The organism is Roseburia sp. AF25-13LB (assembly GCF_003478915.1).
Taxonomy (GTDB): Bacteria; Bacillota; Clostridia; order Lachnospirales; family Lachnospiraceae; genus Roseburia_C; species Roseburia_C amylophila.
In genome coordinates this window covers 39,653-54,154 of record NZ_QUFO01000009.1, presented here as the reverse complement: position 1 = coordinate 54,154, position 14,502 = coordinate 39,653, and the positions used below count along the sequence as shown (strand labels likewise).

The following is a 14,502-nucleotide window of genomic DNA, read 5'->3' as shown; positions in this document are numbered from 1 at the left end:
TGTGCAACTTTAACGAAAAGGAGGATCGTAAATGGCCGATGAAAAACTGAACACAGGCCCTGCGGAGAATACTTCCCCGGAGGCCGCCGGGTCTATCACCACACCCGAACAGGCCGCAGCGTCTGAGCCCCAGCAGGAACAGACCGGGCCTGCCATACCTGAGTCCGGCGATGTGGTTGTGTCCTTTGACAAAATCAATGAACTTATGGCGGAAAAGAGGCAGAACGCCCGCGCCGAAGTCGAAAAGTCGGAAACCCCCGAAACGCCAGAGGCGGCAGCCCCCGGAGAAACACCGCAGCCCGCCAATACGGAGGAACCGAAAAAGCCGCGCCGTGGCCGTCCGCCGAAAGCGGAAAAGGCTGCGACTGAAAATCAGAAAGCGGAGAAATCGGCTGGGGCTCGCAAGGGCCGCCCACCCAAGGCGGATAAGGCGGCCCCTGACAAGCCCAAGCCGTCCAAACGAGACAAAGTGTCCCGAAGCGATGGAAAGGCCCCGGATGCCAAGGAGCCCATTAAGCCCGCACAGGATACGGCACTGAAGGAAACTGCTGCTGTGGAACAGACGGCTCCCGAGCCGACTACACCGCCCCGCCCGGTTGAGGAAGGCAAGCTGGTTTATCTGAAACTTTCCGAGGTTCATCCGTTTCACACATTCCGTCCGCACCCCTTTAAGGTACGGGACGATGCGAAGATGCAGGAAATCGTTGCTTCTATCCGCGTAAACGGTGTAATGGTTCCCGGTCTTGCCCGCCCGGAGAAAGATGGAAACGGCTATGAAATTGTAGCGGGCCATCGCCGTACCCACGGCAGTGAGCTGGCTGGACTGGAGGAAATGCCCTTTATCGTCCGTGAAATGACCGACCACGAAGCGGTACAGGCCATGAAGGACAGCAACAAGCAGCGTGACGGGATGCTCCCCAGCGAATTGGCCGCGCTGCTGGAACTCGAGGTTGAGGACATCAAGCATCAGGGCGGGCGGCTGAAAGGTGTTGCGGAAGGCGATGTCGGGAAACGCTCGGTTGAGATTGTAGGCGAGGCGCATGAAATGAACTATAAAAAGGTCATGCGCTACTTGCGGCTCAACTCCCTTGTGCCGGAGCTTCTGGATAAGGTAGACGATAAAAAGATGGGCTTCATGCCTGCCGTGGAGCTTTCCTACATCAAACCGAAAAATCAGAGGCTTATTGCTGTTTCCATTGACGGGGAGCAGGCTTCGCCCTCGCTGGCCCAGGCCAAACGGCTCCGGGAGCTGGATAAGGAAGGCAAGCTCAACGGCGATGTCATTGACGGTATCTTATCAGAACAGAAAAAGGAGGATCGAGGCGTGATTATTTCTACTGCGGAACTGGAAAAGTATTTTGGCAAGGAGGTCACTCCCGCCAAAATGAAAGAACAGATTATGTCCCTGCTGGATGACTGGAAAGAAAAACAGCCGCCGGAGCTGGCAAAAGCCCCGAAAAAGCAGGAACTTGACAAGTAACAACTTCGAGACACTTTGTCCCGAGGGCCCCGCCCTCGCGCAGAGGCTCTGGTGGTATATATCCCCCGTCGCCGCCTGTTTTTTAGTACAGCCGGGAGTGGGCCGTCAAGGGTGCAGCGCACCGCCGTTTTCGGCGGCTCGCCCTTGACGGTCTGCCCCGGCTGTGCTATTTCCCCGGCAAGCGGCGGGGGTATATCCTCCAGAGCCGCCCCCTTTCCCAAGACTGGGAAAGGGCGTGGGGTTTGGGTTGAACTTTCTTATTAAAATATCGGAGGTATGAACGATGAAACGACCCCTTGCTTATATCACCGCTGCATGGCTCGGCGGCGATAGCGAAAACGCAGAACTGGCGGCGCAGTATTGCCGCACCGTGTATGAGGCAGGCTTTTCTCCTATTTGCCCGCCCCTGTACTTGCCCCTGTTTCTCAATGATGCTGTTCCCGAGGAGCATAAAAGCGGCATCGACATGAGCCGTGACCTGCTCCGCCGTTCTCATGTGCTGGTTGTTTGCGGGCACAGTATGACCGAAGCCATGAAAAATGATATTGCCGTGGCCCAGCGGCTGGGAATTACGGCAACAACCCTTGAGGGCATCCTGACCGTCAAGGGACAGGGCCGCCGCTAATGGCAACCCTGTTTGAAGCCTACGTTACCAACGCGGGGAAGTACAGCGAGGGCCAGCTTGTGGGTGAAACACTGAAATTTCCCACAACCGCCCAGGAGGTGGAGGCTCTCTTGAAACGGATCGGCGTGGATGGCGTCCGCTATCAGGAAATTTTTATTACCTCTTTCGATGGGGATGTGCTGGGGCTCTATGACCATTTGAGCGAGTATGAAAATCTGGATGAGCTTAATCATCTGGCCTGCCTGCTTTCCGAGCTTACCTCATCGGAGCTGGAAACACTGGAGGCCGTCCTCGACAGCGGCGATCACTGTTCTTCGGTGCGGGACATCATCAATCTGACACAAAATCTGGACTGTTACGGCTTTTACCCCGGCGTATCCGATGAGGAAACGCTGGGGCGTATTTATGTGGACGATCTGGAAATGTTGGATGTGCCGGATCAGGTAAAACCGTATTTCGATTATGAGGCGTATGGCCGGGATGCCTGCATCCACGAAAACGGCCATTTTGCCCCGGGCGGCTATGTTGTCAAAGAAAGCGATCATTTCGTGGAAGTGTATCACGGCTTGCAGGATATTCCCAAGGAGCATAAGGTGTTCTCTTTCCCGAAGCTCTCTATCCGGGAGCAAATGGCCGCTTATCAGGAAATCATAGACGGTTCTTCTTTGGAGGGCTACCGTCAAATGCAGAAAAAAGACCGTGGGGATCGGTGATGGCACTTCGAGACAAATTGTCCCAAGGAAGGAGGCGGTGTAACTGATTGATGAAGATATTTCCCGGCGCACGATAGCCATATCCGTAAAAACAACCAAGCTGACGGCGCGGGGACTGGCGTATGTGCTGGGTATGGTGGGGCGGAAGATCCGCAAGGCATACCGTGGGCGGCAAACACCACACGGCAAGCAAAGTGTGCGAAAGCTCATGGCACACGGTACATCCACAAACAGCATCGAGCTATCCGGGGATGCCAAGTCCTTTGACCGTGTGGCCCGGAAATGGAATGTAGACTATGCGTTCTATAAAACCGGGCCGGACAAATACCTGTTGTTTTTCAAGGCTGGACAGGCAGACGCAATGACCGCCTGCTTTTCTGAGTATTCCCGGAAGGTGTTAAGCAAAGCAAAATCGAACCGAGTTCCCATCCGAGAACAACTGCAACAGGCGGCGGATCAGCTTTCCAAAGAAAAGCCGAAACAGAAAGAACATGCAAAGGAGGTGGCCCATGAGGACAGATAAGATTAGAAAATATCTCATTCTGAACATTCCCTATCTGTTCATCCTGTGGGCGTTCCTCAAGCTGGGAACGGCCTACCGGCTGGCGGCGGGTAACGATTTTGCACATAAGCTCATCGGGCTGGGCCAGACGATTGGCCCGGCCTTTGCTGACTTTGCACCCGGTCTTGCCCCGCTGGATTGGCTTGTCGGCATTGTGGGCGCAATCGTTTTCCGGCTGCTGATCTATTTCAAAAGCAAGAACGCCAAGAAGTTCCGGCGGGATGCAGAATACGGCAGCGCCCGGTGGGGAACGGAAAAAGACATCAAACCGTTTGTTGATCCAAGGTTTGAAAACAACGTGATTTTGACCGGGACAGAGTTTCTCACGATGAACACCCGCCCGAAAATCCCCGCAAATGCCAGAAACCTGAATTGCTGCATTATCGGCTCGTCCGGCTCCGGCAAAACCCGCTTCTGGCTTACGCCCCAGCTTTTACAGGCTCATTCCTCTTATGTGGTGGTCGATCCGAAAGGTGGTGTGCTGGGACAGGTCGGGGGTTTCCTACAAAAACGCGGGTACAAAATCAAGGTATTCAACAGCATAGATTTTTCAAAATCCATGCACTATAACCCGCTGGCGTATATCCGCAACGAGGCCGATATTCTGAAATTCGTGGATGCTCTGATTTCCAACACCAAGGGCGAAGGCAAGGAAGGCGATCCATTCTGGACAAAATCGGAAACGCTTTTGTACTGCGCCCTGATTGCCTACATCATTTTCGAGGGGCCTGCCGAGGATCGGAACATGAATACCCTTGTGGATATGATTTCCGGCATGGGGGTCAAGGAGGATGACGAGGATTTTATGAACGCGGTGGACTATATGTTTGCCGGGCTCGAAAAGCGTAAGCCGGATTGCTTCGCGGTCAAACAGTATAAAAAGTACAAATTGGCCAGCGGCAAGACGGCAAAAAGCATTTTGATTTCCTGCGGTGCGCGACTGGCTCCCTTTGACATCCCGCAGCTTCGTGAAGTCATGGCCTATGACGAATTGGAGCTTGACCGCATCGGAGATCGGAAAACGGCGGTATTCTTCATCATTTCCGATACCACGCAGACCTACAACTTTTTAGTGGCACTTGCATTTTCGCAGATGTTCAACCTCCTGTGTGAACGGGCGGACAATGTTCACGGTGGCCGCCTGCCGCACCATGTACGGGTGCTGTGGGACGAGGCAGCCAACACGGGACAGGTGCCCCAGCTCGAAAAGCTGGTCGCGGTCATCCGCTCCCGTGAGGTGAGTTTGTGCTTGTTGTATCAGCAGTTGGCACAATGCAAGGCCATTTACGATAAGCACGCCGAGACAATCCTCGGCAACATGGACAGCGTGGTGTTCCTTGGTGGCCGCGAAGCCAGCACCATCAAGGAAATATCCGAGAACTGGCTGGGAAAAGCCACAATCAGTATGCAGACCGACAGCCGCTCCCGTGGCCAGTCGGAAAGCTACAGTCAAAATACCCAGCGGCTGGGCCGGGAACTGATGACCCCAGCCGAACTTGCAACCATGCCGGGAGACAAATGTATTTTGCAGCTTCGGGGTCTGCCCCCGTTTTTCTCTCCCAAGTATGATCTGAAACGGCATCCGAACTACCGTTATACGGCGGAGGCCGATAAACAGAAAAACGCTTTTGACCTCGACAGGCTCATTAACCGCCGCAGGCGGCCCCGGCTGAACGAGGCGTGTACGATGTATGAGGTGACTGTGCCGGACGATGCACTCACGGAAGAGGACGAGGACATCCTCAACTATGATGACATCGACGATCCAGACGCCTTTGCATAAACGCTTCGAGACAAAGTGTCCCGAAGTTTGTAACCTGCCGCCTGCATGGGCGGCTTTTTTGTTACCGGGAAAATCCCGGAGAAATGGAGGCTTATATGGCATTTTTCTCATCTGCAATCGACACTTTACAGACCCTCGTTATCGCGCTCGGCGCTGGCCTTGGCGTATGGGGTGTGGTCAATCTGCTGGAGGGCTACGGCTCGGATAACCCGGGCTCCAATGCTCATGTGCGGTAAAGTAACAAATGATAATTTGATAGACAGCAGCCACTATTTCCGAAACACAGACCAATACGAAAAGCTGATGTGGGGATTTTCCTATATCAGCTTTTGTCTTTCTAAGCATTTTGGGGAAAGTGATGTATTTGTATCTTTCCTATTGACAGCCAGCCTTTGAAGTGATATATTTATCTCGACAAGCGACAAATACATCTCATCGGAGGACACCATTATGAAAAAAAGAACGAAACTCACAATTTGCCTGGGCGTGATATGCGCTCTGCTGGTAGCAATATCTTCATGGTACACGATAGCATTTAACAATTCAAGGTTTATTGTGCCTATGGATTTATCTGAATATGTTTTCAGAGTGCAAGACCTGCCTATGATTATTTCCGGCGTACTTCTTACCTTGTATATTGTGAATATTGTTGTGTTGTTTTTGGAATCTATTAAAACAAACAGGCGTAGGGAATTAACCTTGCAATCCACCAGAACAATAAATCCAAAACTGGGTTTTTTAGGTTTATTAGGATTTGCCGGATTTTTGGGATTTTGGACTTACAGCGTTGACAAGACAATTTTTCCTTTTGTGTTTTTCCTGTTTTTCGGCTTTTTCGGATTTTTCTATGAGGGAAAAATGTCAAATACTCTTATAGATGAACGATACAAAGAAAACAAAATGAAAGCGCAAAGTGTAGCGAACAAAACTTCTCTGTCCATTATTTTTCTTGCAATACTCATTTTGGGACAGGGAAAGCTCATGGATAACCTTGAATATACCTTAATTGCTCTTGTTATTGTTATAGCTCTCTCCATAGCACTTGAAATATTCCTTAGCGAATATCTGCTATATCATTATGATAACGATGAACAGTTTGATGAAAGCGAGGAATAAGCGTGCCGGATTTTGAATGTAGATTAAAAAAGTACAGGCTATTAAAGGATTTGACACAAGAGCAGTTAGCGGCACAGGTAGGCGTGCGGCGAGAAACAATTATGCGGCTGGAAAAGGCACAATACAATCCCTCACTTAAACTGGCGATTGATATTTCAAGAGTTGTTGAAGCACCGATTGAAGAAATATTCGTTTTCAAGTGATTTGTGCGGAATTATGCTTATTTTATAGGCAGTTGCGCTAATGTTAATCTGCATTGCTTGCCGCATAGCAGCTATCATGCTATTTTTGATTTACCAAGACAAAGGAGTGGAACGCATCATGTTTCTATGAAATCTAAAAACTCTCAGAAAACAGAAAGGCTTTTCACAGGAAGAATTAGCAACCAGACTTCATGTAGTCAGACAGACTATCTCCAAATGGGAGAAAAATTTGTCCGTTCCCGACGCTGATACTCTTATTCGTCTGGCTGAAATATTAGAGGTATCTGTCAGTGAATTGCTGGGTACGAAAATTGAAAATGAAAATGTCGCCAGTGATGTTGCCGAACAACTATCCAGAATAAACGAGCAACTGGCAATCAAGAACCGCCGCTCATGTCGTATCTGGAAAATTGTTGCCATTATATTAGCAGTAATCGTTCTTGTGAATATTTTTATTGCTGTCTTTTTCAGCGTTCCAGACCTCAACAGCAATACCCAGAATAACCCGCTAGCAATAAGTGATGAAACGATAAGCATAGATGAATGAAGTCGCTAAAAATAGCAAAACCAGCCGAGCCAGTCAACGGCAAGTAAATGGGCTGCACCCACCGTTGACAGCCCCGCCTGTCCTTGCCGGTGGGTAATCAAGGGGCGACAGCAGAAAATGCTGCCGCCCTTTCCCATAATTGAAGAAAGGGGGATTTTCCATGACCGAACAGGAAGCCTATCAAGAACATATCCGCTATACCCATGATACCTATTGCCGGATTGTTATTCGCCATGCGTCCTTTGACGCTGCCCGTATGCTGGCGGCGAGGTGGAGACGGGAAATCTCTCTTGAATATTTGACCGAAGAAAAGTTTGTCCCACTAAGCACCACAGACGAGTATTTTCAAGTGCCGGACTATGGCGAAACTTATCTGTTTTCTGTCCGGGGGCAGACGATATTTTTAGATAGCTGTTCCCTTGCGGCGGCTCTTGCCGGGCTGCCGGAACAGACACAAGAGGAAATCTTTTTATATTACTTCCAGCACTTGACACAGAAAGAAATCGGAGAACAAAGCGGCTGGACACGCAGCACAATCGGGCGGCATATTCAGCTTGCCTTGAAGCGGCTGAAAGAGGAAATGGAGGTGTTGTCCCATGAGTAACCGACTTCTCCCCTATGACACTATCATAAAGGCACATGAGGGCGACCCCATAGCGATACAAGCCGTCCTTGACCGATACGCTGGATATATCCGCTACTTCTCCAACATGAACGGTTATTATAACTCTGATATGGAGGACTACATCAGAACAAAGCTGATTGAAAGCCTGTTCAAGTTTCGGCTTGACCGATAACATAAAAACTGAATATCCCGCCGCCCCGCAGCGGCACATGAAGCAGTAAATCCGAAAAAGATTTGCTGCTTTTTTTGCGCCCATTTTTGGCAAATTTCCAAATGTTCCGTATTAGACAGTGAAGCCAAAAAAGATTGCCGTTTTTTTCAGACGGCGAGCAAAACACAGTTTCCAAAACGCCTTATTGTCGGGAAAGACCACGCCGCAGGAAAAGTTCTTGCCGGAAAGTCCGTCATTTTTGCTTTTTGCGGTGTTGTAGGGAGTAAGGGGAGAACGCCGCCCGCAGCCTTTTATAAAAAAGCTGGTTATAGATTTCCCGAAAAAGTGGCAGTAGCAAGTGAACGGCAGTCCGGCAGTTTCTTAGAGCAAGATTCTACCGAGGTGCCAAAATTCGCTTATCGCTCATTTTGCCCCTGCGGGAATCTTGTTGGGGAGTGCCTTCCCCAAACCCTGCTTATGCGGCTTGCGCCGCTGAAAAACCCCTCAAAATATTTTTCGGATTTTTCAAAAACAGTTCCGCTTCACACCCTGTTTTTCTCCTATTAGTGAGAGGACACCACGCACAGAAAGGAGGTCAACCACCTATGAAACGATACAACACGCCGCACCGCAGCCGGGTAGTCAAAACACGCATGACCGAGGAAGAATACGCCGAGTTTGCCCAGCGGCTTTCTGCTTACCACATGAGCCAAGCCGAGTTTATCCGGCAAGCCATAACCGGGGCAGCCATACGCCCCATCATAACCGTTTCCCCCATCAATGACGAGCTGCTTGCCGCTGTCGGGAAGCTGACCGCCGAATACGGGAGGATCGGCGGCAACTTAAACCAGATAGCCCGGACGCTGAACGAGTGGCACAGTCCCTATCCGCAGCTTGCCGGGGAGGTACGGGCGGCGGTTTCCGACCTTGCTGCCCTAAAGTTTGAAGTCTTGCAGAAAGTGGGTGACGCTGTTGGCAACATTCAAACATATCAGCTCTAAAAACGCCGACTATGGCGCAGCGGAAGCCTATCTCACATTTGAGCATGACGAGTTTACCATGAAAGCCACCCTTGATGAAAACGGGCGGCTGATACCGAGGGAGGATTACCGCATTTCTTCCCTCAACTGCGGGGGCGAGGATTTCGCTGTTGCCTGTATGCGAGCCAATCTCCGCTATGAGAAAAACCAAAAACGGGAAGATGTGAAAAGCCACCACTATATCATCAGCTTTGACCCACGGGACGGGACAGACAACGGCTTGACCGTAGACCGGGCGCAGGAGCTGGGCGAGCAGTTCTGCAAGGAGCATTTCCCCGGACACCAAGCCCTAATCTGCACCCACCCGGACGGGCATAACCACAGCGGGAATATCCATGTGCATATCGTCATCAACTCCCTGCGGATTTACGAAGTCCCGCTTCTGCCCTACATGGACAGACCAGCCGACACGCTGGAGGGCTGCAAGCACCGCTGCACCAACGCCGCTATGGAATATTTCAAGAGCGAAGTCATGGAAATGTGCCACCGGGAGGGGCTTTACCAAATCGACCTCTTGAACGGCAGCAAGGAACGGATAACCGAACGGGAATACTGGGCGGCAAAGAAAGGGCAGCTTGCCCTTGACAAAGAGAACGCCGCCAGAGAAGCCGCCGGACAGCCGACCAAGCCCACCAAGTTTGAAACGGACAAGGCGAAGCTGCGCCGGACGATACGGCAGGCACTTTCCCAAGCTGGCAGCTTTGACGAGTTTTCTTCCCTTTTGCTGCGGGAGGGTGTGACCGTCAAGGAGAGCCGGGGGCGGCTTTCCTACCTCACGCCGGACAGGACAAAGCCTATCACAGCCCGAAAGCTGGGGGACGATTTTGACAAGGCTGCTGTCCTTGCCCTGCTCACGCAGAACGCCCACAGAGCTGCCGAACAGACCAAAGCCATACCCGAATACCCTGCCGCAGTTAAAAAGCCGTTACAAGGGGAAAAAGCTGCAAAAACCACCCCGGCAGACAACACCTTGCAGCGCATGGTTGACCGGGAAGCCAAGCGAGCCGAGGGCAAGGGCGTGGGCTATGACCGCTGGGCGGCAAAGCACAACCTAAAGCAAATGGCAGCTACCGTTACCGCCTATCAGCAGTACGGCTTTTCCTCCCCGGAGGAACTGGACGAAGCCTGTTCTGCCGCCTATGCCGCCATGCAGGAAAGCCTTGCGTGGTTGAAGCAGGTGGAAAAGACGCTGAACGGGAAAAAGGAGCTGCAACGGCAGGTGCTTGCCTATTCCAAGACCCGCCCTGTCCGGGACGGGCTGAAACAGCAGAAAAACGCCAAAGCAAAAGCAGCCTACCGTCAGAAGCATGAAAGTGACTTTATCATAGCAGACGCAGCCGCCCGCTATTTCAGGGAGAACGGCATTTCCAAGCTGCCGAGCTATAAATCCCTGCAAGCAGAGATTGAAAGCCTTATCAAAGAGAAAAACAGCGGCTACAACGATTACCGGGCAAAACGGGAGGAGTACCGCCGCTTGCAGACTGTCAAGGGCAATATCGACCAGATTTTACGCCGGAGCGAGCCGCAGCGCAGAAAGGAGCAGAGCCATGAACGGTAATATCCCCCGCATGGACTACCGCCAGTACCGGGCAGCCCGCCGCCTTGTGCATGAGTGCTGCAACTATGACAGCGGGAACTGCCTGCTGTTGGAGGACGGCGAGCCTTGCGTGTGTGTACAGAGTATCAGCTATTCGCTGCTCTGCCGCTGGTTTACCGCCGCTGTCCTGCCCCTTGATGAAGCACTGGAAGCCGCCCTCTTGCGCCGGGGAAGCCGGAAACGCTGCGCTGTCTGCGGGGCGTTCTTCTTCCCAAAATCCAACCGGGGGAAATACTGCCCGGACTGCGCCGGACGCATGAAGCGGATAAACGCCGCCAAACGGAAGCGGAAACAAAGGGAGAAATGTCACGCTTTAGGGCATTTCAAACCCGCATAAATCAAGGCTTTTTTGGAGGGTGTCAAAGGGTGCGTGATACATTTATCCTTTTCCCTTAAAAACGCCCCCTAAAAGCGTAACAGAACCCACAGACAGACACCACAAGGAGGTGAACCCTATCGCTGATTATATGACCGCAGGAACGGAGCTGCCCGCTTACCTGCCTTACCCCCGTTTCCTGCTGGAAACAGACCTATCCCACACCGCAAGAGAGTTATATGCGCTGCTGTTAGACCGTTCCACCCTTTCGCAGAAGAACGGCTGGCAGGACAGCGAGGGACGGACATACATTGTCTACCCCATAGCAGAGATAGCGGAAATGCTGGATAAAGGCTGCACCACCATAAAGGGCGCACTGAACGAACTGGACGCTGCCGGGCTGCTGGAACGCAGACGGACGGGCTTTTCTGCCGCCAACCGTCTGTATGTGAAAGTGCCGCCTATCCCAGTGGTACAGTTTTCCGACCAACTGACGGACGGAAAACCGCCCCTCATAAGGGCGGGAAACCGACCAACTGACAGCCGGAAAACTGACCTTATGACGGTCGGAAAACCGTCCCCTAACCAAACTAATATAAACAACCTAATAGAGAGCCAAACAAAAGGAGCGAGTGAGGGGCAGCCCCCCGCCGCTTATGGCAGATATAAAAATGTATTTCTTTCTGACACAGAACTTTTGGAGCTGGAACAGGACTTCCCCGGCAAGTGGGAGTATTACCTTGACCGCCTTTCCTGCCACATCGCTTCCACCGGGAAGCAGTACCAGAGCCATGCAGCCACCATTTACAAGTGGGCGCAGGAGGACGCTGCCAAAGAGAAGCCAAAGAAAGGCATACCGGACTATTCATTCAAGGAGGGAGAAAGCCTATGACCGATACAATCCACAACACCATACTGCCTATGACCGACACCACAGCCGAGCCGGAGGATTACACCGGGGAGGACGGGCTTTTATACTGCGGCAAATGCCGGAAACCCAAAGAAGCCTATTTCCCGGAGGGCAAGACCTTTTTCGGGCGTGACCGCCACCCGTCAGAGTGCGACTGCCAGCGGGCAGCCCGTAAGGAACGGGAAGCCGCCGAGAAGCGGCGCAGCCACCTTGAAACGGTGGAACGGCTGAAACGGCAGGGCTTTACAGACAAGACCATGCAGGACTGGACATTTGCCAACGATAACGGCAGCTGCCCGCAGATGAAGAACGCCGCCGGATATGTGGCACGCTGGGAACAGATAAAGGACGGGAACTACGGGCTGCTCTTGTGGGGCAGGGTAGGCACTGGGAAAAGCTATTTTGCCGGGTGTATTGCAAACGCCCTCATGGAGCAGGAAGTCCCGGTGTGCATGACAAACTTTGCAGCAATATTAAACGACCTTGCCGCCAGCTTTGCGGGCAGGAACGAATATATTTCCCGCCTTTGCAGCTTCCCCCTGCTCATCATTGACGATTTTGGAATGGAGCGTGGCACAGAATACGGTCTGGAACAGGTCTACAATGTGATTGACAGCCGCTACCGGAGCAGGAAGCCGCTGATTGTGACGACCAACCTCACGCTGGAGGAATTGCAGCACCCGGAGGACACCGCCCACGCCCGGATTTATGACCGCCTGCTTGAAATGTGTTCCCCTCTCTGCTTTACCGGGGAGAATTTGAGGAAAGCCGCCGCACAGGGAAAAATGGAACAGCTGAAACGGCTGCTTGCCGGAAAGGAGATTTGCCTATGACCGACACCCAGAGAAACAAACGCCCTGCCCGCCGCCCGGACTGCGTGACCGAAACGAGGATAGGCAACACAATCCTTGTGGTGTCTGGCTTTTTCAAGGAGGGGGCGACCGACACCGCCGCTGACAAGATGATGAAAGTGCTGGAAGCAGAAGCCGCCGCCGGATATTTGACCTGTGATAAGCCTGATTGAAAAACCGTCATTTTTACCGACCGTAAAGAAGCAGATTTGACGCTTTTGCCGCTATACAGACAGCCGCCCCATGTGGTACAATCAAGGTACGGAATAGTGGGGCTGGCTGTCGGAAACGGAGGAATTTATGTTAAGACAGACCACCCAGCAACTCATTACCGCCCTTTACCCAAGACTGTCCCATGAGGACGAGCTGCAAGGCGAGAGCAATTCCATTTCCAACCAAAAGAGGATTTTGGAAACCTATGCCAAACAGAATGGATTTTCTAATCTGCGCTGGTACACCGACGACGGTTATTCCGGTGCGAACTTTCAAAGACCCGGATTTCAAGCCATGCTTGCAGACATTGAAGCAGGGAAAGTCGGGACAGTTATCGTCAAGGATATGTCGAGGTTAGGGCGAAACTACTTACAGGTGGGAATGTACACAGAAATGATTTTCCCACAGAAAGGTGTCCGCTTCATCGCTATCAATGACGGAGTGGACAGCGCACAGGGGGAAAATGATTTTGCCCCGCTGCGGAACATTTTTAACGAATGGCTGGTGAGAGATACGAGCAAGAAAATCAAGGCAGTAAAACGCTCTAAGGGCATGAGCGGAAAGCCCATCACAAGCAAGCCCGTCTATGGCTACCTCATGGACGAGGACGAAAACTTTATCATTGACGAGGAAGCCGCCCCGGTGGTACGGCAGATTTACAGCCTTTGCCTTGCCGGGAACGGTCCGACCAAGATAGCCCGTATGCTGACCGAGCAGCAAATCCCCACGCCGGGGACGCTGGAATACCGCAGGACGGGCAGCACCCGCCGCTACCACCCCGGCTATGAGTGCAAGTGGGCGACCAATACCGTGGTTCATCTGCTGGAAAACCGGGAATATACGGGCTGTCTGGTAAACTTTAAGACCGAGAAGCCGTCCTACAAGCTGAAACACAGCATAGAAAATCCCCCGGAAAAGCAGGCGGTTTTTGAGAACCACCATGAGCCTATCATTGACCGGGAAACGTGGGAACGGGTGCAGGAGTTACGCAAGCAGCGCAAACGCCCCAACCGTTATGACGAAGTGGGCTTGTTCTCCGGCATACTCTTTTGTGCCGACTGCGGCAGCGTCATGTACCAGCAGCGATACCAGACGGACAAGCGCAAGCAGGACTGTTATATCTGCGGAAGCTACAAGAAACGCACCGCCGACTGCACAGCGCACTTTATCCGCACTGACCTCTTGACCGCTGGCGTACTCTCCAATCTGCGGAAAGTTACCAGCTATGCGGCAAAGCATGAAGCCCGGTTTATGAAGCTTTTAATCGAGCAGAATGAGGACGGGGACAGACGCAGGAACGCCGCCAAGAAAAAGGAGCTGGAAGCCGCCGAGAAACGCATAGCCGAGTTATCTGCTATCTTCAAGCGGCTGTATGAGGACAGCGTAACCGGGCGCATATCGGACGAGCGTTTCACAGAGCTGTCGGCAGACTATGAAGCCGAGCAGAAAGAACTGAAAGAACGTGCCGCCAGACTGCGGGAAGAACTTTCCAAAGCGCAGGAAGCCACCGCAAACGCTGAAAAGTTTATGAATGTGGTACGCAGGCACACTACCATTGAAGAACTTACCCCTACTCTGCTGCGGGAGTTTGTGGAGAAAATCGTTGTCCATGAAAGCGTTGCCCTTGACGGGAAACGCCGGGGCAAGTTACGCAGACAGGAAATCGAAATCTATTATTCTTTTGTCGGCAAGGTAGAACTGCCCGACACCTAACCGCCCGACCTATCCGACATACCTCATGTGCCGGATAGGAACGGCAAAATTTTTTAC

Annotated in this window: 17 protein-coding genes and 1 pseudogene; all 18 read left to right on the top strand. The window is 52.2% G+C overall.

Annotation, left to right across the window (positions count from 1 at the left end; all coding sequences use genetic code 11):
• Positions 1-31 precede the first annotated feature (31 nt).
• The 18 genes and pseudogenes from DWY37_RS12175 to DWY37_RS12080 all read left to right on the top strand — a co-directional run bounded on the left by DWY37_RS12175 (position 32) and on the right by DWY37_RS12080 (position 14,445).
• The gene (locus DWY37_RS12175; protein WP_118540905.1) at positions 32-1,480 is read left to right on the top strand and encodes a ParB/RepB/Spo0J family partition protein; all 1,449 of its coding nucleotides are present in this window, start codon (positions 32-34) and stop codon (positions 1,478-1,480) included.
• Positions 1,481-1,763: 283 nt separating this feature from the next.
• Entirely contained in the window at positions 1,764-2,105 is a 342-nt protein-coding gene (locus DWY37_RS12170; RefSeq protein WP_003020223.1) for a DUF7768 domain-containing protein, read from the top strand.
• Positions 2,105-2,818, top strand: a complete 714-nt coding sequence (locus DWY37_RS12165) for an antirestriction protein ArdA (protein ID WP_014080243.1) — start codon at positions 2,105-2,107, stop codon at positions 2,816-2,818. The genes DWY37_RS12170 and DWY37_RS12165 overlap by 1 nt, the downstream gene beginning before the upstream one ends.
• 43 nt (positions 2,819-2,861) lie before the next feature.
• Positions 2,862-3,341: a DUF3801 domain-containing protein gene (locus DWY37_RS12160; RefSeq protein WP_155177692.1), complete on the top strand. Its 480-nt coding sequence runs from the start codon at positions 2,862-2,864 to the stop codon at positions 3,339-3,341.
• On the top strand, positions 3,328-5,163 hold the full coding sequence (locus tag DWY37_RS12155) for a VirD4-like conjugal transfer protein, CD1115 family (protein ID WP_118540907.1): 1,836 nt from the start codon (positions 3,328-3,330) through the stop codon (positions 5,161-5,163). The genes DWY37_RS12160 and DWY37_RS12155 overlap by 14 nt, the downstream gene beginning before the upstream one ends.
• 95 nt (positions 5,164-5,258) lie before the next feature.
• On the top strand, positions 5,259-5,399 hold the full coding sequence (locus tag DWY37_RS12150; protein ID WP_014080223.1) for a Maff2 family mobile element protein: 141 nt from the start codon (positions 5,259-5,261) through the stop codon (positions 5,397-5,399).
• A gap of 214 nt (positions 5,400-5,613) precedes the next feature.
• A complete protein-coding gene (locus DWY37_RS12145) occupies positions 5,614-6,279 on the top strand; it encodes a DUF3796 domain-containing protein (RefSeq protein ID WP_050540877.1) in 666 nt (221 codons plus the stop codon).
• Positions 6,280-6,281: 2 nt separating this feature from the next.
• Complete coding sequence (locus tag DWY37_RS12140) at positions 6,282-6,482, top strand: helix-turn-helix transcriptional regulator (protein WP_032747079.1); 201 nt, start codon at positions 6,282-6,284, stop codon at positions 6,480-6,482.
• Between the two features lie 142 nt (positions 6,483-6,624).
• Positions 6,625-7,029: pseudogene (locus tag DWY37_RS12135) on the top strand (helix-turn-helix domain-containing protein); the annotation flags it as partial.
• 160 nt (positions 7,030-7,189) lie between these two features.
• Positions 7,190-7,633, top strand: coding sequence for an RNA polymerase sigma factor (locus tag DWY37_RS12130; RefSeq protein WP_007054578.1), 444 nt, complete (start codon positions 7,190-7,192; stop codon positions 7,631-7,633).
• Positions 7,626-7,826: a helix-turn-helix domain-containing protein gene (locus tag DWY37_RS12125; protein WP_118300895.1), complete on the top strand. Its 201-nt coding sequence runs from the start codon at positions 7,626-7,628 to the stop codon at positions 7,824-7,826. Before DWY37_RS12130 ends, DWY37_RS12125 begins: the two co-directional genes overlap by 8 nt.
• A 584-nt stretch (positions 7,827-8,410) precedes the next feature.
• Complete coding sequence (locus DWY37_RS12110) at positions 8,411-8,806, top strand: plasmid mobilization protein (protein WP_002594236.1); 396 nt, start codon at positions 8,411-8,413, stop codon at positions 8,804-8,806.
• Positions 8,778-10,403, top strand: a complete 1,626-nt coding sequence (locus DWY37_RS12105) for a relaxase/mobilization nuclease domain-containing protein (RefSeq protein WP_002594235.1) — start codon at positions 8,778-8,780, stop codon at positions 10,401-10,403. Before DWY37_RS12110 ends, DWY37_RS12105 begins: the two co-directional genes overlap by 29 nt.
• Positions 10,393-10,779 (top strand): cysteine-rich VLP domain-containing protein, encoded by a 387-nt coding sequence (locus DWY37_RS12100; protein ID WP_002594234.1) that lies wholly within the window; start codon positions 10,393-10,395, stop codon positions 10,777-10,779. The genes DWY37_RS12105 and DWY37_RS12100 overlap by 11 nt, the downstream gene beginning before the upstream one ends.
• A gap of 130 nt (positions 10,780-10,909) precedes the next feature.
• Positions 10,910-11,650, top strand: a complete 741-nt coding sequence (locus DWY37_RS12095) for a replication initiator protein A (RefSeq protein ID WP_002594233.1) — start codon at positions 10,910-10,912, stop codon at positions 11,648-11,650.
• Positions 11,647-12,501 carry an ATP-binding protein gene (locus tag DWY37_RS12090; RefSeq protein WP_002594232.1) on the top strand — a complete coding sequence of 285 codons (855 nt, stop codon included), beginning with the start codon at positions 11,647-11,649 and terminating at the stop codon, positions 12,499-12,501. The genes DWY37_RS12095 and DWY37_RS12090 overlap by 4 nt, the downstream gene beginning before the upstream one ends.
• Positions 12,498-12,692 (top strand): transposon-encoded TnpW family protein, encoded by a 195-nt coding sequence (locus tag DWY37_RS12085; protein WP_002594231.1) that lies wholly within the window; start codon positions 12,498-12,500, stop codon positions 12,690-12,692. Before DWY37_RS12090 ends, DWY37_RS12085 begins: the two co-directional genes overlap by 4 nt.
• A gap of 127 nt (positions 12,693-12,819) precedes the next feature.
• Positions 12,820-14,445, top strand: coding sequence for a recombinase family protein (locus tag DWY37_RS12080; RefSeq protein ID WP_002594230.1), 1,626 nt, complete (start codon positions 12,820-12,822; stop codon positions 14,443-14,445).
• The last annotated feature ends 57 nt before the right edge of the window (positions 14,446-14,502 follow it).